This is a genomic window from Nonomuraea sp. SYSU D8015 (assembly GCF_008065375.1).
Taxonomy (GTDB): Bacteria; Actinomycetota; Actinomycetes; order Streptosporangiales; family Streptosporangiaceae; genus Nonomuraea.
In genome coordinates, this window is sequence record NZ_VJYI01000018.1 from 210,796 (window position 1) to 227,931 (window position 17,136).

Sequence of the window (17,136 nt, forward strand, 5' to 3'; positions counted from 1 at the left end):
TCCCCGTCGATGCGGGATCGGGCCCGGCTACAGGATCGCCTCGCCCAGCAGCACGACCCCGAAGATCGCGAACGCCGCCGCCGCGCCGTACCGGATGATCTTCTCCGGCAGATGCCTGCCCAGCAGGCGCCCCACGAGGATGGCCAGGGCGTCGGCCGCGACCATGCCGATCGTCGAGCCGATCCAGGTGCCGACCCAGCCGTGCTGCGTGGCCAGCGTGATGGTGGCCAGCATCGTCTTGTCGCCCAGCTCGCTCAGGAAGAACGCCACCGTCACCGCGATCAGGGCGTTCCTGGTGACGCGCTGGGCCTTGCGCGACTCCTCCTCGGTCAGCGCGTCCCCGCGCAGCGTCCACAGGGCGAAGCCCAGGAAGGCCAGCCCGGCTATCACCGAGATCGCCGTCGTCGGCAACGCGTCCCCGATGAGGCCGCCGAGGGCCACGCTCACCAGATGCACGACGGTCGTGGCGATCGTGATGCCCAAAAGCACGGTCCACGTCTTGAAACGGGTGGCGAACGTCATCGCCATGAGCTGGCTCTTGTCACCCAACTCGGCCAGGAAAATCGCACCGAGGCTGATCCAGAACGCTTCCAACGGTCCTCTTCCGCGCGACCGGGCCGGAAGCGACGACCCAGGGAGTTCGGGCACGGCTTCGGCCCGGCAGCGACTTGTCGTACGTCTGCCAGGCCGAAGGTCTCGTCCGCCCGTCAAGGCCCGCGCGACCGGGCGCGGATGCCGCGCCAGTATGTCGATCACGCGATTGGGACTACTCCCCTTCGGTTCTGAACCACCATAACAGCCCCGACCCACCCCTTATTCCGCCTTGCGGCGGCCCACTCGAGGCTGTTCCAGGGCCGCGCTCGACCGGCCGTCGTCCTGCGCGGAGCTAGTCGTCCAGAGTGCAGCCGACCAGGACCGGCTCGTTGACCAGCGTCACGCCGAACTTCTCGCGCACCCCGTCGCGCACCTCCCGCGCCAGCGCCAGCAGGTCGGCGGTGGCGGCGGAGCCGTCGGGGTTGGTCAGGGCGAGGGTGTGCTTGGTGGAGATGCGCACGGGCCCGCGCTGGTAGCCCTTGGGAAAGCCCGCCTGCTCGATCAGCCACGCGGCCGGCACCTTGAGCGACCCGTCGGGCATCTCCCAGCGGGGATGATCGGGGGCACGCGTGGCCAGCTCCGCCGCCTCTTCGGCGGTCAGGACCGGGTTGGTGAAGAACGAGCCGGCGCTGCGCGTGTCGGGATCGTCCGGGTCGAGCACCATGCCCTTGCCCCGCCGCAGCGCCAGAACGGCCTCGCGGGCCCGCGCCAGCGGCACCCGGCCGCCGAGCTCGACCCCCAGCCTTCCGGCCAGCTCCTGGTACGCCACAGGTCCCGAAATTTCGGAAATGTCCAGCACGTACGTCACCGCCAGCACCACATACCGCGCCAGATCCCGCTTGAAGGCGCTGTCCCGGTAGGAGAACCCGCACTGCCGCGCCTCCAGGTCGACCACGTGCCTGGTGCGCCGGTCGTAGGCCCGCACGCACCGGATGGTCTGGGAGACCTCCTGCCCGTACGCCCCCACGTTCTGGATGGGCGTCGACCCGACCTGCCCAGGGATGCCGGACATACACTCGATGCCCGACCAGCCCTCCGCCACCGCGCGGGCCACCAGCGGATCCCAGTCCTCCCCCGCCTCGACCGTGACCACGGCCTGCTCACCGTCGCGCGAGACGGTCACGCCCTCGGTCGCCACCTTGATGACGAGCCCGTCGAACCCCTCGTCCGCCACCACGACGTTGCTGCCCCCGCCGAGCACCAGCGTGGGCACGTTGTTGCGGTCGGCCTCGGCGATCAGTGACACGAGCTGCTCCGCCGTGGTCGCCTCGGCGAACTCGCGGGCGGGACCGCCCAGGCGCAGCGTCGTGTACGGTGCGAGCTTCTCCATGGGCACTTAGCTTACTAATGGGAAAACGGCGGCCCCTGCCGCTGAGGCTCCACCAGGCAGGAGAGCGGGGCGGCGGTCTAATGTGCGGGTTCCCCATGAGGAGGAGCCCCCAGCAAACGGAGCACGCCGTCGTAGTTGCGCCGCGACTCCCGGTCCAGATAGTCGTCGGGGACGTCGTGGGCGCCCAGCCGGTCCACCGGCAGCGGCCCGGACGGCACGACCAGCTCGCCGTGCAGGCCGAGCGACAGCTCCAGATCGGCGTTGCGCCCGTAGTTGGCGTTCTCGGGAAGCGCGCCGAGCGCCGCCGACCTGCGTACCGCCATGAGCTCTCCGGTCAGCGCCCGCACCCTGCCGGGACCCGCCTCGTGGACGCCGTCGCCGGACGGCTCCGCGCCCCGCCACCCCGCCGCGACCGCCCCTTCCACGACGGCCGCCACCAGCGGTGTCAGCGCGTCGCCGCGCAGCACGACGGAGGTCTCCATGAGCACGTGCACGTCCGACTCGTCCAGCCGCAGCAGCTTGGCCCGGCTCTCGCCCCAGGTCGCCGTGCCCCCGCGCCAGTGCGGCCGCTCGGTCACGTGCCAGACGAAGATCCGGTCCCGGTACTGCTCCGCCAGCCGGTCCAGCGCGTCGCCGGCGCCGTCGATGTCGCCCAGGTCGAGCGCGAGCACCTTCGCGCCGGTGTGGTCCATCACCGACTGCACGCAGGCGCGGACGTCCGCGGGCCAGCCGTCCACGAGCAGGCCCACGGCGGCCGTGACGTCCCTGATCTCCACGCGCTGCCGTTCGGCGTTGACGCCCAGGTCGTCGAGGCGGCTCGTGGCCAGGCTGGCGTCCCAGGTGCGCTGGGCGTGCAGCATGCCGTCACCCGAATCGCCGTGCTGGCCGGGGTCGCCGGAGAAGCCCAGTTCGGCGGCGGGGTTGGGACGCGCGTGCGCACCCGGTGGTTTGGCGCCCGCCGTTCCCACGCCGGTGGCCGCGCCCGCCCTGCGGCCGGGCGGCGCCGTGCCGCCGGCCGGGGCGCCGCCCACCGTGTCGCGCCCGGTCCCCGAGCCTCCCGCCACCTGCTCGAGCCGGGCCGGGCGGAGCCGCCCCGGAGGCTTGGCGTCGGTCACGGCGGAGACGGGGATCGACCGAACCGTGGGCCATACCTGTCGCGCAGCTTCACTCATAGGCTCCGGGTACCCGAGAGCCGCCCGACATATCATGACCTTTCAGGCCAGCTGGACCACCGCTCGCGCCTTGGACAGCACCTTGGCGTCGCCCGACCTGGCCGTCAGCCCGATGACCACCCGCTTGTCCTCGAGCTTCTCCTCCACGACCCCGCTCACCGAGATCGTCGCCCCCTGATCGTCGTCGGGCACGACCACCATGGACGAGAACCGCACGCCGAAGTCCACCACCGCCCCGGGATCCCCCGCCCAGTCGGTGACGAACCGCCCGGCCTGCGCCATCGTGTACATCCCGTGCGCGATCACGTCGGGCAGCCCGACCATCCTGGCGAACCGCTCGTTCCAGTGGATCTGGTTGAAGTCGCCGGAGGCGCCGGCGTACATGACGAGGTTGAGCCTGCGCACGTTGTAGTCCACGGCCGGGATCTCCTGCCCGACCTCGACCTCGTCGTACTTCACCGTGGCGCCCATCAGCCGGCCCCTCCGCGCTCGACGATCGTGTTGTAGGTGACGCAGACCGGCTCGCCCTCGGCGGTCGCGATGTCGCTGCGGACGGTCAGCAGCTCGTTGCGGCCGGCGGTCCGGATGTCGGTGATGGTGGCGGAGGTGACCAGCTGATCGCCGGCGTAGATGGGGCGTACGTACTCGAAGCGCTGCTCGCCGTGGACCACCATGGCCAGGTTCAGCCCCAGGTCGGGATCGACCAGTGCCTCGCCGCCGCTCTGCAGGCTGAACACGATGGGGAACGTCGGGGGCGCGATCACGTCGGGGTATCCGGCGGCCTGGGCGGCCTCCTTGTCGCGGTAGACCGGGTTGCTGTCGCCGATCGCGGCCGCGAACTCCCTGATCTTCACCCGGCTGACCTCGTAGGGGGCGCTGGGCGGGTAGGTCCTGCCCACGAAGTCACGGTTCAAGGCCATTCAGTGCTCCCTCGCAAATGTCCTTCGTCCGAGGCCGACGGTAACAGAACAAGGTTCGGCTGTCGCTGGTGATGGACGGGTTTTTACGAGGGTCCAGACGCGACGAACCGGCGCCCAGACGAGGGACGCCGGTTGTGCGATATGGAGGATGGAGAAGCTGCCCGGAGAACTATCGGGTCTCGCGGTGCGCGCGGTGCGTCCGGCAGTTGGGGCAGTACTTCTTCAGCTCAAGCCGATCCGGGTCGTTGCGCCGGTTCTTCCGCGTGATGTAGTTGCGGTGCTTGCACTCCTGGCAGGCCAGCGTGATCTTCGGCCTAACGTCGGTGGCAGCCACTTGGGAGTGCCTTTCTACGTTCGGGACATGGACACGCCCATACCCAGGTCGGCCGACCTGGGATTGGGCAGTAGCGGAGGCCGGACTTGAACCGGCGACACAACGATTATGAGCCGTTTGCTCTGCCTGACTGAGCTACTCCGCCTTTGGGCCGGTACGGATCCGGCCCCGTAGAGGATACCCGACGCAGGGAGCAGATTCGTAACTCGCCTGATCGGGCAGGGTTCTTACAGTATGCCTCAGGAAGCCCCGAGAACCGAAATCCTTTGCCCCTTCCCCGCCCCCGTGCGGAGAACCCGGTCAGACTAGCAGCGGCCGGCCGGGAACGCGAGCGCACCGGCGACGGCCCCACGTCGACGGAGGCGGGCCTCAGACCCGGACCCCCGCCTTCCGCCACACCTTGAGCAGCCTGCGGGCCGAGCCCCCGATGGGGCCGACCGCCTCGTAGAGCACCTCGCGCGAGACCGGCTCGGCCGCCGCCACGGCGGACACCGCGTCGTCCGGAGTGGTGATCGTGTGGGAGCAGACGCTCAACAGGTAGCCGGGGATCTGCAGGCGCGGGTCGGTGCAGCCCACCAGCGGCACGCCCACGGCCGCGACGACCGGGAAGACCGTCCCCGGGATGCCGATGGCGGCCTCGGCCCGCGCCGACGCCTGGATCGACGGGACGGAGCTGATCTCGTACCGGTCCCACAGGGAGCGGTCCTCACGCGGGTGCAACCCGACCAGGATGTGCTTGCCGGCCACCGCCAGCCGCTCGGCGGCGGCCAGCAGCAGCTCGGTGCCCGGGGCCGAGCCGCCGGTCTGGCTGGACCTGGTCACGCTGGTGAGCACCAGCACGGTGCCCGGCTCGGGCTTGTGCCGGGGCAGGTCGTCGGTCTGCGGGGTCCCCACGACCGTGATGGGCCGGCGCGTGCCGAGGTAGTCGTCGAACACCTTCGCCTCCGCGGGCGAGGAGGCGGTGACCGCCCTGAGCCGCTCGCGGAACTCGGCCGCCCGAGGCGCCTCGACGGGCAGCTGGTACGCGAGCGAACTGGCGATCATCGGCAGCTTGGGCAGCCGCGCGGCACAGTCCGCGGGCCAGTCTCCCGCCCCCGTCACGACGAGCAGGTCGGCCGGCGGGATCCGGTCCGGAGTCGCCACCGGCACCGGGTCGCCCGGCTTGATCCCGGACAGGTCAGGCACCAGCTGCACGACCTCCCACCCGAGCCGGCGCGCCTCGGGAAGCAGCGGGGCCACGTGGTAGGTGCCCCACGGCTCGTTCGTGGCGATCAGTACGCGAGCTCCCCTTGTCCCCGCCGCCGCCGGCGCCCCGCCCAGCGCGCTGAGCCCGGCCGCGGAGAGCGCCCCGGCGAGCAGCGACCGCCGGGAAAGACCATGATCCTTGAGAACAGACCTGTCACCGAATTCCACGAGATCGGAATCTATGGGGTGACCAGGGCCCGTACGTGAACATCAGACGTCGTCCGGGCGAATCCGGGTGCCAAGCGCCGTCGGGCGGTCGCGCAGGACGAAGGGTGGTCAGTCCCGCGGTGCGGGCGTGACGCCGGGGGGCGGACTGACCGGCCGCAGCGGCGCCGGCGTAACCTGCAGCTTGACCACGCCCTCGCTCTGCGACCAGGCCTGCCACACGAGCCAGTCGCGGCCGACGTCGGATGCGCGGACGGGCTCGTACGACAACTGGAAGAACCCCTTCTGTCCGTCGACGAAGTTGAACTCCGTGCTGCCGGGATCATCCCGGACCCGCTCGTAAACGACCCGCAGGCCGCGCTCGCGGATCTCCTGGAGCACCTGGCCCACGGGCCGGTCCTCGACCTGGACGCCTTGGAGCATCTCACCGGGGTCGGTGGCGTGGGCGGCCGCCTGGTAGCGCTCCCCGGGCGCCGCGGGCCTGCCGAGTTGGGTCCGCACCCGGCCCTCGAACCCGACGGGGACGCGGAGCGTCAGGTGGCAACCGGACTGGCCCAGCCGGCAGCCTTCGGGGGCGAGGCCGCCGCTGAACGTACCGGACGGCTTGGCGCCGGGTGTCATGACCAGGTCGCCGACCCTCGCGGGCGAGGCCGGCACGAGCCGGAGCTCGACGTCCAACCCCACGGCGCCGAACGCCTCGTGGTACTTCTCGTACTCGGCGAGCGGGTCCTTGATCCGGGCCACCCACTCGTCGCCCTCCTGCCTGATGTCGATGGCCGAGTTGGCGTACGACGTGGCGTTCCCCGGCGGCAGCGCCGACACGGCCAGGGTGACGGCCACGAGCCCCGCCGTGACGGGGGCGCCCACGAGCAGACGGCGCAGCACCGCCCGCGGGCGGGAACGGGGCCGGCGCGGCTCCTCCGGCCGCCAGCCGATGGCCTGGGCCAGCTCGTCGGGGTCGCGCAGCGGGATCTGCGACCTCATCCGCTTCAGCAGCTCGGTCTCATTCATCGGCGGTTCCTCCAAGCGCTTCGCGCACCTTCGTACGGGCCCTGTTCAGCCGCGAGCGCACAGTGCCCACGGGGATGTCCAGCACGTCGGCGACCTGCTGGTAGCTCAGCTCGCCCCACGCGGTCAGCAGCAGCACGTCGCGGTCACCCTTGCGGAGGCCCGCCAGCGCGGCCGCCAGGCGCCGGGTCTCCGCGGCGGCGCTGACCTGCTCGGCCACTCTGTCGGCATGGCTCTCCAGCGCGGGGTCCACGCCGCTGCGCTCCAGCGCGCGCAGCATGCGCACCTCGGAGCGGTAGTGCCGGCGGATCAGGTTGGTGGTGATCCGCCACAGCCAGGGCCGCACGTCGCCCCGGTCGGGGTCGTAACCGGCCCGGGTCCTGAAGGCCGTGTGGAACGTCTCCGCCACGATGTCGTCGGCGAGGTCGCCCCCGAGACGACGGGCGGCGTAGCGATGAAGCGGCGGAGCGTGCCGGCGGAACAGCTCGCCGAACCACCGGGGATCCTCCAGGGATCGCGCGACCAGCAGCGCGTCATCCCTTTCGTCGCCGAGCACCTCAGATGAGCCCATGGATGTCCTTGTCGCCGTCTTCAGGGTTACACCGGCAACTAGCCCGATGCGGCACCAAAGGTTCACGCAGCCGGTCGGCGCTTCCGGGGCACCAGCGGCGATCGTGGTGATCGACTTCTCTTTGTAGCCGCTGTACGATGATCTGATCGTCGCGGCCTGTGGGAGGACCCATGCGTCCTGGCATTTCGGCAATGCGCATCACCGTCACCGCGCTCACGGCGCTGGCCGTCGGCCTCTTACCGGCGACAGCCGCCCATGCGCAGCCGGGCGCCCCCGGCCTGAAGATCAAAGAAAGCCGGTTCCATGTCAAGGCGATCGGCCCCGGCTTCGTGCTGAAGCTGTCGCCGGGCGGCCTCGACGTACGCATCGACGAGGAGAGGTTCGGCGACCCGGCCACCGGCAATCCGATCGAGCGGCAGACGATCGACCTCACCGGGCGCACGCTACGCCCCTTCGAGTGCCGGAACGGCACGTACACGATCAAGACAGGGACGTTCAAGCGCACCTGGCGGGTCTCGCAGTTCGCCAAACGGCCGCTCCCGTACACCGACGGGTTCGCCGCCTCCGCACCGGGCATCTTCACCCCGTTCGTCGGCGAGCTCGAAGGCACCGTGACCGACGCCGACGGCCGGACGTTGCGCTTCCTGATCTCCGACCTGGTGCAGGAAGTCCTGACCCCGGAGAGCTTCGCCGCCACGGCGCCCATCCACGGCCTGTTCATCGATGAGCACGGGCGGGTGCGCGACCGCATCTCGCTCATCGGCCGCTTCAACTCCGGACGCGACGGTCAGAACGCGGTCTACGGGATCGAAGACCGCGGCACGTGCCGCCAGATCGCCGATCTTCCCTTCGGCCCGGGCAGCGAGCGCGCGGTGGTGACCGGCCCCCTCTTCGTTCTCCCCTTCAGCGCTCCCGTGACCGAGCCCAAGCACCACTGAGCCTTCCCCGCCGCGTCATCCATGACCTGACGCTACGCCGCGTCCGGTGGCCCGTCACCAGACGTGCTCGTCACGGAGAAGGTCAACGTGTGACGACGGTAGCCATACAACGCGAAGAAGCCCTCAGGGTGGCGTGGGCGTCCAGCAAGAGGATACTGATTGGACGCCCACGCCTCGCGCGTTCGGATTCCCCTCCGGCACCTGGCCACGCTCTGCATGCCAGGAGTTGCCCGACGGTGGACAGTGAATCTTCCACCGTCTCCGCATCGGCCCGTCCAACGCGGGCAGCACCCCCGGCGTAGAAGCAGCATCCACTCACGGGGGAAATCCATGATCAAAACACTTCACAAGATGGGCGTACGGTCCTCGTTCCTGTACGCGTGCGGCGTCGCCTCGATCGGGCTGTCATTCGCGGCCTGGGCCTCTTCACTCAAGCTCGAACCCGGCAAGGGCATCGACAGGGCCGACCGGTGGGGCATCTTCGTCGGCCAGTGGGCTCCCACATTCTTCGCGCTCGGCTCCGGCCTCCACGTCGAAGAGCTCCGCCAAGAACTGGTGCAGGAGGAGCAGCCCCGCACGCGCGAGAGAGAGTACGCGCACGCACCCGCCGGCGCATACGGTAGCTGACAACTCGAAGAAGCCCCGCCCCGGTCCGTAGGGACCAGAGCGGGGCTTCCCGGTTCCAGGCGACGGCTCCATGCGGGCCTACCTCCAACGATACGCGCCAGCCAAGCACAGCACCGCCAACGGTTCGGAGTCGATGTGCACGCGCTGGCGAGCATCGGCGTCTAACTGCTGTGGCCCAGAGACCGGAAGACACATGGGAGACGTGGCTCTCCGATTAGCTGAGCCGGAAGAACCTGTCTGGGTCAAACGAACGGCGTTGATCGTCAGCATGATCGCATTGGTCATTGGCGCGTTCTTCGTCGGCCGGTACACCGCGTTGCTGCCACAGGCGCAGGCCGCGCCAGTCGACCCATGTGCCGAGATCAATCGCAGCTTCGACAACCTGCATCGGCAGACCAAGTCGGGCGATCCCATGAGTTATCGCCCGCTGTTCCATCTAGTCGGCGATCATCCGGCTTGCTTTACCGCCAAGACCGTAGCTATGGCGAAAGCCGCCCTGGACACCGTGCCATGCCGGCGGCGATCTCCGCCCTCGCTGGAGCCAGCTCCGCGGCGAGCCGCTCAATCTCCTCCCGCGCCGCCTGCCGGCGCTCCATCTCGTCCACCACGGCGCTGGCCAGCACGTCGATGTCCACACCGATGGGCATCAGCGGGCGAGATGTCGCGGACGCGGTCAGCGCCAGGTTGGCCCGCGCCACCGCCGACGCCGCCAGCCGGGTCGGGTAGCCGGGCACGGGCACGGACAGGACCGCGCGCAGCGACCACCGGCCGCCCCGCCCTCAATGCACGGACGGGGCGCACGCGGCGAACACAGCCCGGTCCCATTCGGACAGCTACGGCGCGGCGGCCCCGGAGAACCGCATGCCGCGGTCATTGGTGCCGGCGGTGACGATCCCCGCCACGGTGCGCGTTTTATCGAACAGCGCGGGTGGAGGCGACGTCGGTGCCGTCGTTGTCGTGGCCGGCCTTCATCGTGAACACTCCGACGCGCGTCTCGGATCCGTCGTCGAGCCGCACCCGCGACCGCAGGAAGTACGAGGTGTCGACGTCGCCGAGCTGGTCGATGGTGACGCACTGCCCGGTGTAGCCGTCGTGGGACACCCCCTTCTGGGCGACCCACCCGTAGATGCGGCCGTCGTCGGTGACGTGCACGGGCCCGTCCTGCGTCCCCAGCCCTTCCGGCTCGCGGAACCACGCGGCCGGGAGCGGCGGCAGCGACTGGAACTCCGACCACGCTGAGGCCTCGAGGTCGTCCGTCTCCGGCTCCTCTTGCTCGTGCCCCCATGGGACTCGGATGGCGGGGTCGTCGAAGGTGTCGGCGAGCCGCTCGTACAGGTGCTCCACCCGGTCGCGCAGCCGGTCCTTGTCCTCCTCGGGGATGTCGACCCCGCCCATCGCCCCCAGCAGCACTCCGGCGACCGCGAACACGGCGCGGGGCACGATCTCCAGCCGCTCGCCGTCCTCGCGCTGGTAGACATCGGCGATCCCCAGCTTGTACGCGGCCAACGTGCCCGGGTCGGCTTCCGGGTCCCGCTACAGGAACGCCTTGCCGAGCCGGGCCGCGTCCACCTCGCCGTCCTCCCGCGTGGCCCATTCCAGGACGCGGGAGGCGGTGGCGTCCCCGTCCCATTCCGCCTCCCGGTCGTCATGGATCGGCAGGTCGAGGTCGCCCGACATGGCGGCCACCACCTCTCCGGCGCCCTCCGGCAGCGTGGACGCTGCCACGTACAAGCCGCGCGACAGGCCAGTGATGTACCCGGCCGCAGCGGCACGCACCCGGTAGTCGCGTGCGGACGGTTGACATGGCCAGCGCGTTCGCGACCTGGGTAGCGCCCACCGGTGTCGGGCTGGACGCAACGTAGGCGACGACGTCCCGCATCCGCCCGGCCGGCGGCTCATCGCAGGCGGCGGCCAGATGCTCCGCAGGGTCGAGGGTGATCCATGCCTGGGCGAACGCCGGCATCGACACGAGGGTGGCGCCCCGGACCCGGCCGCGGGTGATTCGCATGACCATGTCGCCGGATCGTTCTGCCATCAACACCTGCCCCGCCGCGTCGTCAGCGTGCCCGGCTGCGGCGGTCATGATCCCGGGTGCTGCGAGCGCGGCGTGGAGTTCGGCGATCGACACCCGCCCGCGAAGGTCTACGGTCCACTCCACGGTTTGGGTGGCGCGGACGGGGCGGCCGCTTGCGGTCTGCTGGGTGACGTGGGTGGCCCGCACCCGGTGGCCGCCGTCCAGGAGTGAGAGCACGCTGGCCGCGGTGAGGGACGCGAGCAGGATCACCTCCTCCTGCTGCCCGCCGCCGTCGCGTTCCTCGGCTGGCCGCCGGTCGATGAGCTCGACGTCAACGTCGTCCAGGTCCACCGACACGCCGAGCGGCGCGCCCTCCTCCAGTAGCCGGATCGCCGCGGCGCCGGACGCCTGCGAGGGGTAGAGGACGCCTGCGCCGGGGATCCGGTCGCCGTCCCGCCCCAGCGTGTTGATCCTGACGTCGAGTTCGGCGCCTTCGTGGCCGACGAGCATCTCGTCGGCGTACTGGAGCGGCGACGGCCCGGCCTCCCGTAGAGGGGGCCGAAGGCGAAGATGCGGCCGTCGCCGGTCTCCTGGTTCTCCCAGGCGAGGGCGGTGTCGCCGGGGGTGGACCAGTGGCGCGGCGTGTCGGTCACAGCGGCGGCCTCCTGCTCGGTGGGGGTGAGGGGGATGTCGGTGATGTCGTCGCCGAACGCCACCCGCACCGACCATGCACACTTCCGAAGTGCGGCAGGTGAACAGATCGCGGGCGGTGCCGCGCGGCTCGTACCCGACCACGCTTTCCGTGGTCATCCGCCGAGATGGCCGCGTTCACGCCGACCACCTCGCATTGACGCCGCCGGACACGCTGACCTTCTTCTCGGCGTCCAGGCCGAGCAGTGCGGCACGCCGGGCTTGGATTTTCAGGAGACGGTCGATGGCGGCGAGTTTCGGCCCGTCGTCGACCAGCGGCGCGCCGTCCCCGATCACCACGTCACCGCGGGTCCACCACGAAATGGCGTGCCTCGAGAACGGCGAGCGCCGCGGCGTGCATCTCGTCCAACCGCATCAGCTCAAGCTGGCGGACCTCTTCGGCGGGCTCGCGGACGATGTCGCGATGGCGCGTTGGACGGCCTCGTAGGCGTTGCTGCGGGTCGTGCGGAGCTGGTCGGCGATCTGCTGTGGTAGGTGAGGCCGCGGGCGCGCAGCCGGCACGCTTCGGCGTCGCGTTGGGCGGTGGCGGTGTCGACGGGCAGGCGGAGCCACTCGGCGACGGTGAGCGTGTAGGCGCCAGCCGGTACGTGGAAGGGGAGGATGTGCGGGATGACGAGGACGCCGTCGGCGACAGGGTGCAGGTCGCAGGGAGCGTCTTCGACGGGTCGGCCACGAGATCAATTCTCGCGGCGGTCACAGCCACTTGGTGACGCCGAGCGCCTCGTAGAAGGCGGCGGGCAGACTCCGGTGGTTGGGGACCCAGACCATGCCATGGGCACGATGTAGTTCGGTTCGATGCTGACGACGTCGGACAGGCCAGCCTTCTCGGCGGTGGCTTGTATGTGTTCGGCGTCGTCGGGGGTTGCAGGCGACGTGGAGTTTTCGCCGCAAGATTGGCCCAGGAGCGGATGTCTGACTGCCAGTCGTCGGCGGTGACGGCGTGGTCCGTCACCTGGGCGTAGGCGAGGGTGATGTCGCGCCACACCTGCCGGGGGTCGCGGCCTTCGGCGTCGGCTGCTTGCTGGATGAGGACGGTGATGACGTGCAGGGACGCGGCGGCGAGACGTCTTTGGGGACGGTGTCGAGGACGCTCTTGAACAGGTCGATGAAGACGGGTCATCCATGTCCTGGCGGAGGCGGGCGTCGAGCGCTGCCGTGATGAGTGAGGTGTAGGCGTCGCGATGTTGTTTTGTGTAGCCGTTTCGGTTGGTGTCGTCTGGCATGCGGTCATATACCTCCTGTTGTCGTGTGTATCTGTGATGCTGCTGGTTGGCTAGGGGTATCTGGTGTCCAGTCGTCGTCAAGGTGGTAGCGGTTGTGGTTGCCGTCATGCCCGAACGGTCTGCGGCACCAGTGCTGGCCGTTTCGCGGATCGGCAGCGCCGCGCTCCTCCGTTCGGGCGTGGGCGTGCTGGACGTCTCCGCTAGCCAAGTAGGTGACCACCTGCTCGGCTGTCATGCCGTACTGAGCGCCGGCGTTGCCAGTGACCTGATTGAGGAGGTCATCCATCGGTCGTCTCCTTGTCTGGTGGCACGCTAGCGGCCTCCTGGGAGACACTTTGAGGGACGGGTCGCGGTCGGATCACCGGAGGTGGTCCTCCGTTGGTGGTGGAGGGCCACTTCCGTCTTCAGTGAGAGTCTGGCGTATGCCGGTCAATGTGATCGATAGTAATCGTCTCAGCTATTGAGTCTTCGCCACACCCACCAGCCGCCGACGGTCAGCACGAGGCAAATGCATATGGCGAAGAAGATCGTCCGCTGTCCCAGCCACCAGAACAAGGCGAGCGTGACCACACACGTGGCGACGCTTGACACGACGTCGAACACTTCCGACCAACTCCTCCGCGGCCGTGCCGGGCGGTCGACGGGTTCCGCGGGCAGCGGCTCCCACAGCAGGCCGCAGTCAGGGCACCGCCACGCCTGGTTGGCGTCCTCTAGGTGGACGCACTGTTGTGCGCTCATGGTGTCGTCCCTTCGGGAGCCCCGGCTCGGACGTTGAACCAGGCATCAGAGGACGGCGATAGGAGGCAAGCGATCGCGGCAACCGCCAACGCGAGCCCTGTCATCTTTCCGAGGCCCGGGTCGGAAAGCAAGCCGATCATCTGACCGGCTGCGAGCACTCCCTGTACGGCCACGGCTGCCCATCGAACCCAGGTGCGGCGCGTCCCCATCTTGACCACGACCAGGCCGATGACCACGCAGGCGGCGACGGCGTACAGCACGAGGAGTAGCAGTATCCCGCTTATCACCGCCTGGGCGACTCCTAACAACAGGATGACAGTAATGAGGAGTGTCATGACTAGCTGAAGGCACATGGTCGTCCGGGCGGCGCGTACCAGGCCAGGCATAACGCGAGTCTGCTCATCCATCGGTCTTCTCCTCCAGCGGGTGGTTCACCAAAATAGGGCACCCCCAGCAGGGAGCGCCCGACAGAACGTTGGCTGTCAGGCGGCGTCCTGCATATAGAGCGTGCCGTCGCTTCGGATGATGAGGGACTTCCTGCCGCCTCCGGTGCTGCTGCCGGATACGGGGAAGCTTTGCATGTAGCTTCTGGTGGTGCTGCACCTGACCATGTCAGAGTTGTTCAGTAGTCCTGGAAGACCCAGTAACGGGTGATCCCGCCCCAACTGATGGCGATGCTCTTCATCATCTCGCTGTTGTTGGAGACCCAGGGAGCCCACATCGAACCGGCCCATCTACTGTTGGTAGGGACCGAGAAGGTGACCTGGTCATCTCCCTTGTAGAAGCTCACTTGGGTGGACCTTCGATTCAGGATTTCCCTGGAGTCTGTGACCGTCAGGGCGGCTCGTGTATCCTGGTGTTCGGTGACGCTTGCGGGTGAGGCTGCGGTGAGCGCGCCGGAGACTGCGACGGCCGCTGAGGCGGCAGCGAGGATTTTTGCGGGAAATTCCCGTGTCAGTCCTTCCTGAGATGGAGCCCTCCACAAAGAGTAACTACACAACATCGCGTGTAATGGATTGCTCGGGGCCGCTTTTTCGCGTCGCAACGGCGGCAGATCAAGACAGCTCTCCGCGCCCTGCGGGATGGCCGCGGGCGGGAGCCCGGCTCCCGCGGCGACCGGTGCGCGAAGCATCGACCCGAGAGGGGCGGGTAGGCAGGCTGCATGATGAGGCGCGCACTGTGGCAGGTTTGATCGCCGGTACCGCAGGGGCCATGGTGATGACCCTAGGGGAGAAGGCCGAGCAGGGGTTGACCGGCCGGCCGGACTCCTATGTCCCGGCTCGGGTGCTCGAACGGCTCACCGGCTCGCGTGAGCGCCATGGGAGGTAGTCCGAGATGGTCAATCTCCTCATGCACGTCCGGCAGGGCTCCCTGGTGGGCGTGGTGCGTTCTGTCATGGCGCACGCGGGGCTGCGCGGGCCGTGGTCTCGACGATGTTCACCGTGGTCCGCTTGACCAACGACCAGATCCTGGAGAACGCCACGGGGCCGGCGCCCCGCCGCAGACCTGGCCGCGGCGGGAGCTGGTGGTGGACGTCCTGCATAAAGCCATCTACAGCTTCGTGACGGGAGCTGCGGCCATGCCCTTGCCGCACGGGGCGGCCAACCGGCCGCGTGATTGTGCGCGCACACGCTGTCACTGCACTTTAGAGCTGGTCGGCGGAATTTGCGACGGGTGCCGGTGTGACCGGGGCGCTACTGTAGTGAAGATCGTATTGCTTGGAACAAAACCACCATGCGATCTACGCCATCTCATACCTGGTCTTCGCCTAGATCATCAACACGGAGCGCCAAATCCTACTCGGATTTCACTAAAATCGCGCAACGCCCGCTATGTCCTCTAGCCCATTGGGTACTAGAAAAGTCGGTCGCGCAAGTTCGTAGAGTTTATGCCAGACTGCGGCCGATACCGCCAGAAGAACCGCCTGTCAGTAATCTCCGGCACAGATAGAGACTAAAGCGACTGAGGTGAGTGTTATGGGTAAGTCCGACGACATGGGACGAGCGGCAAGCCCCGAAGGAAAAAGGAACCAGGCTCCTAAGGACCGAGCGCAAGGCAAGGGCGGCAAAAAAGATCCAGCTCCCCCCAAGGACCGAGCGCAAGGCAAGGGCGGCAAAAAAGATCCAGCTCCCCCCAAGGGCCGAGCGCAATAAGGGCGACAAAAAAAGGGGTAGCGTTTCCCACGATCCGCCGGGCGGCATGCCTAGGCGAGGTCGATCCCCGGCGTACTGAATTAGAGGGAGAGAGACTGATGTCCACGTCTATCACCTCGCCTATGGCCGGCACTTTCTACAGGGGGCCGAATCTGTCCGCTGATCCGTTCGTTCGGCCCGGCGACGTGGTCAAGACCGGTCAAACGCTCTGCATCGTCGAGGCGATGAAACTGGAGAACGAAATCCAGTCCGACCGGCCCGGGCGCATCCTCAAGGTGTGTGCGGAGAACGGAGCACCGGTCGAGTACGGACAGGAACTGTTCGTACTGGGACCACTGTGAAAGCGCAGCGGGCGATGGCAGCCTCGGCTTTCTCGGCGCGTTCTTGCGCTTCGGCGCAGCTCGGACTCATGGGAGTCGTGGAGGTCGGCTGCGTTGCGCACCGGGATCACGGTTGCGGTGGCCAGCGCGTCGTGCTCATCGCATTCCGCAACGGGCGTGCTGCGAGGCAGGCGGCAGGTGCCGCAGTGAGAGCCCTCGAAGGTGTAGTAGTGGCGGAGGTCTTCAGCCACGGCGGCCTCCATCGATCTCGTCGGCGACTGCGAGCAGGACAGCTACGAAGCTGTCTCCCGTCACGAGCCGCTTGTGCCGGGCTTTGCATGTCGCGCAGGAGCTCGTCCACGGCCAGGTTGATCGGCAGGGGCGCGCTTTTCGAGGTCGTGACTACCGGCCTACTGCCTGCCCTTTGGTGCCGATCTCGCGGTGCAGGTCGATCTGGTAGTCCGGGGAGCGCTCGCAGGGCGCGTTCCATCGCGTTGCGGTCCATGTTGCAGAACGCCCGGTAGGTGAGGGTTGGGAGGCGTGTCGTCTTCCCGTCAACCGTCTCGATCCGCTGGTCGGTGCAGCGGTCTCCGTGGGCGCATTCGCGCTGGCCTTCGTCGGTGTAGTCGTCGGGCGCAGAGTGAACCCAGTACCTAGCCATTTCGGCCTCCCCGATGAGTACGCTTGGGCAGGCCGCTAGTGGTGCTGGTGACCGAGGTTATTTGTGGGGTCGAGGGCGGTCCGTTGTTCGTGGCAACGGGCCGCTTTCGCTTGAGAGTCCTACGTATGTCGGCGTAGCGGGATCGGCAGTAATCGTCTTACAGTCGCCTGAACTGCCGGTACATGTACACAAGGCACGCCAGGATGACGGCGCACATGGCGATGGAGAACGCCTCTTCCGAGACTCCCAGTGCGCCCAAGCAGACCGCGCCTGCAGCGACCGAACTGAGGAGCCCCGCGTTCTCCGGACAGCTTCCTGATGATCACTTCATGCTGCGAGCTGCTGGCTCAGGTACTCGTTGTGGACCTCAAGCGGAGTCCGGTACCCGTTTGCGGAATGAAGCCTGCGCCGA

Annotated in this window: 22 protein-coding genes and 1 tRNA gene; 3 read left to right on the forward strand and 20 right to left on the reverse strand. The window is 68.5% G+C overall.

Translation table 11 applies throughout. The features are described 5' to 3' along the window. Positions 1-27: 27 nt before the first annotated feature. From ID574_RS46995 to ID574_RS47040, 10 genes are all read right to left on the reverse strand, one after another. The gene (locus ID574_RS46995; protein WP_188195565.1) at positions 28-594 is read right to left on the reverse strand and encodes a TMEM165/GDT1 family protein; all 567 of its coding nucleotides are present in this window, start codon (positions 592-594) and stop codon (positions 28-30) included. Positions 595-886: 292 nt separating this feature from the next. Then, positions 887-1,924, reverse strand: coding sequence for a UDP-N-acetylmuramate dehydrogenase (locus tag ID574_RS47000; RefSeq protein WP_188195566.1), 1,038 nt, complete (start codon positions 1,922-1,924; stop codon positions 887-889). A 77-nt stretch (positions 1,925-2,001) separates the two neighbouring features. After that, positions 2,002-3,039 carry a hypothetical protein gene (locus ID574_RS47005; protein ID WP_188195567.1) on the reverse strand — a complete coding sequence of 346 codons (1,038 nt, stop codon included), beginning with the start codon at positions 3,037-3,039 and terminating at the stop codon, positions 2,002-2,004. 99 nt (positions 3,040-3,138) lie between these two features. Continuing rightward, a complete protein-coding gene (locus tag ID574_RS47010) occupies positions 3,139-3,567 on the reverse strand; it encodes a MaoC family dehydratase (RefSeq protein WP_188195568.1) in 429 nt (142 codons plus the stop codon). Further along, on the reverse strand, positions 3,567-4,016 hold the full coding sequence (locus tag ID574_RS47015) for a MaoC family dehydratase N-terminal domain-containing protein (RefSeq protein WP_188195569.1): 450 nt from the start codon (positions 4,014-4,016) through the stop codon (positions 3,567-3,569). Before ID574_RS47015 ends, ID574_RS47010 begins: the two co-directional genes overlap by 1 nt. Before the next feature lie 169 nt (positions 4,017-4,185). Beyond that, positions 4,186-4,350, reverse strand: a complete 165-nt coding sequence (gene rpmG / locus ID574_RS47020) for a 50S ribosomal protein L33 (protein WP_101786011.1) — start codon at positions 4,348-4,350, stop codon at positions 4,186-4,188. Between the two features lie 71 nt (positions 4,351-4,421). Beyond that, positions 4,422-4,495 (reverse strand) — tRNA-Met (locus tag ID574_RS47025). Positions 4,496-4,719: 224 nt separating this feature from the next. Next, the gene (locus tag ID574_RS47030) at positions 4,720-5,763 is read right to left on the reverse strand and encodes a hypothetical protein (protein WP_188195570.1); all 1,044 of its coding nucleotides are present in this window, start codon (positions 5,761-5,763) and stop codon (positions 4,720-4,722) included. A gap of 108 nt (positions 5,764-5,871) precedes the next feature. Further along, entirely contained in the window at positions 5,872-6,771 is a 900-nt protein-coding gene (locus ID574_RS47035; RefSeq protein WP_188195571.1) for a hypothetical protein, read from the reverse strand. Continuing rightward, positions 6,764-7,339, reverse strand: a complete 576-nt coding sequence (locus ID574_RS47040) for an RNA polymerase sigma factor (RefSeq protein ID WP_188195572.1) — start codon at positions 7,337-7,339, stop codon at positions 6,764-6,766. Before ID574_RS47040 ends, ID574_RS47035 begins: the two co-directional genes overlap by 8 nt. A 191-nt stretch (positions 7,340-7,530) precedes the next feature. On the opposite strand from ID574_RS47040, the gene ID574_RS47045 reads away from it, so the two are divergent. Further along, positions 7,531-8,277: a hypothetical protein gene (locus tag ID574_RS47045; RefSeq protein ID WP_188195573.1), complete on the forward strand. Its 747-nt coding sequence runs from the start codon at positions 7,531-7,533 to the stop codon at positions 8,275-8,277. 330 nt (positions 8,278-8,607) lie between these two features. Further along, complete coding sequence (locus tag ID574_RS47050; protein WP_223167789.1) at positions 8,608-8,904, forward strand: hypothetical protein; 297 nt, start codon at positions 8,608-8,610, stop codon at positions 8,902-8,904. A gap of 214 nt (positions 8,905-9,118) precedes the next feature. Here the strand turns inward: ID574_RS47050 and ID574_RS47055 are convergent, their stop codons facing one another. From ID574_RS47055 to ID574_RS47100, 10 genes are all read right to left on the reverse strand, one after another. After that, entirely contained in the window at positions 9,119-9,340 is a 222-nt protein-coding gene (locus ID574_RS47055; RefSeq protein ID WP_188195574.1) for a hypothetical protein, read from the reverse strand. A gap of 43 nt (positions 9,341-9,383) precedes the next feature. Continuing rightward, complete coding sequence (locus ID574_RS47060) at positions 9,384-9,644, reverse strand: hypothetical protein (RefSeq protein ID WP_188195575.1); 261 nt, start codon at positions 9,642-9,644, stop codon at positions 9,384-9,386. A gap of 172 nt (positions 9,645-9,816) precedes the next feature. Next, complete coding sequence (locus ID574_RS47065; RefSeq protein WP_188195576.1) at positions 9,817-10,410, reverse strand: hypothetical protein; 594 nt, start codon at positions 10,408-10,410, stop codon at positions 9,817-9,819. Positions 10,411-10,437: 27 nt separating this feature from the next. Continuing rightward, positions 10,438-10,581, reverse strand: a complete 144-nt coding sequence (locus ID574_RS47070; RefSeq protein WP_188195577.1) for a hypothetical protein — start codon at positions 10,579-10,581, stop codon at positions 10,438-10,440. Further along, positions 10,550-11,428 carry a hypothetical protein gene (locus tag ID574_RS47075; RefSeq protein WP_188195578.1) on the reverse strand — a complete coding sequence of 293 codons (879 nt, stop codon included), beginning with the start codon at positions 11,426-11,428 and terminating at the stop codon, positions 10,550-10,552. Before ID574_RS47075 ends, ID574_RS47070 begins: the two co-directional genes overlap by 32 nt. A 318-nt stretch (positions 11,429-11,746) precedes the next feature. Beyond that, complete coding sequence (locus tag ID574_RS47080; protein WP_188195602.1) at positions 11,747-11,908, reverse strand: hypothetical protein; 162 nt, start codon at positions 11,906-11,908, stop codon at positions 11,747-11,749. Positions 11,909-12,856: 948 nt separating this feature from the next. Further along, complete coding sequence (locus ID574_RS47085) at positions 12,857-13,138, reverse strand: hypothetical protein (RefSeq protein ID WP_188195579.1); 282 nt, start codon at positions 13,136-13,138, stop codon at positions 12,857-12,859. 167 nt (positions 13,139-13,305) lie between these two features. Next, positions 13,306-13,590 carry a hypothetical protein gene (locus ID574_RS47090; protein WP_188195580.1) on the reverse strand — a complete coding sequence of 95 codons (285 nt, stop codon included), beginning with the start codon at positions 13,588-13,590 and terminating at the stop codon, positions 13,306-13,308. Next, positions 13,587-13,997, reverse strand: coding sequence for a hypothetical protein (locus tag ID574_RS47095; protein WP_188195581.1), 411 nt, complete (start codon positions 13,995-13,997; stop codon positions 13,587-13,589). The genes ID574_RS47090 and ID574_RS47095 overlap by 4 nt, the downstream gene beginning before the upstream one ends. 215 nt (positions 13,998-14,212) lie before the next feature. Beyond that, complete coding sequence (locus tag ID574_RS47100) at positions 14,213-14,380, reverse strand: hypothetical protein (protein ID WP_188195582.1); 168 nt, start codon at positions 14,378-14,380, stop codon at positions 14,213-14,215. A 1,461-nt stretch (positions 14,381-15,841) separates the two neighbouring features. On the opposite strand from ID574_RS47100, the gene ID574_RS47110 reads away from it, so the two are divergent. After that, entirely contained in the window at positions 15,842-16,084 is a 243-nt protein-coding gene (locus tag ID574_RS47110) for an acetyl-CoA carboxylase biotin carboxyl carrier protein (protein ID WP_188195583.1), read from the forward strand. The last annotated feature ends 1,052 nt before the right edge of the window (positions 16,085-17,136 follow it).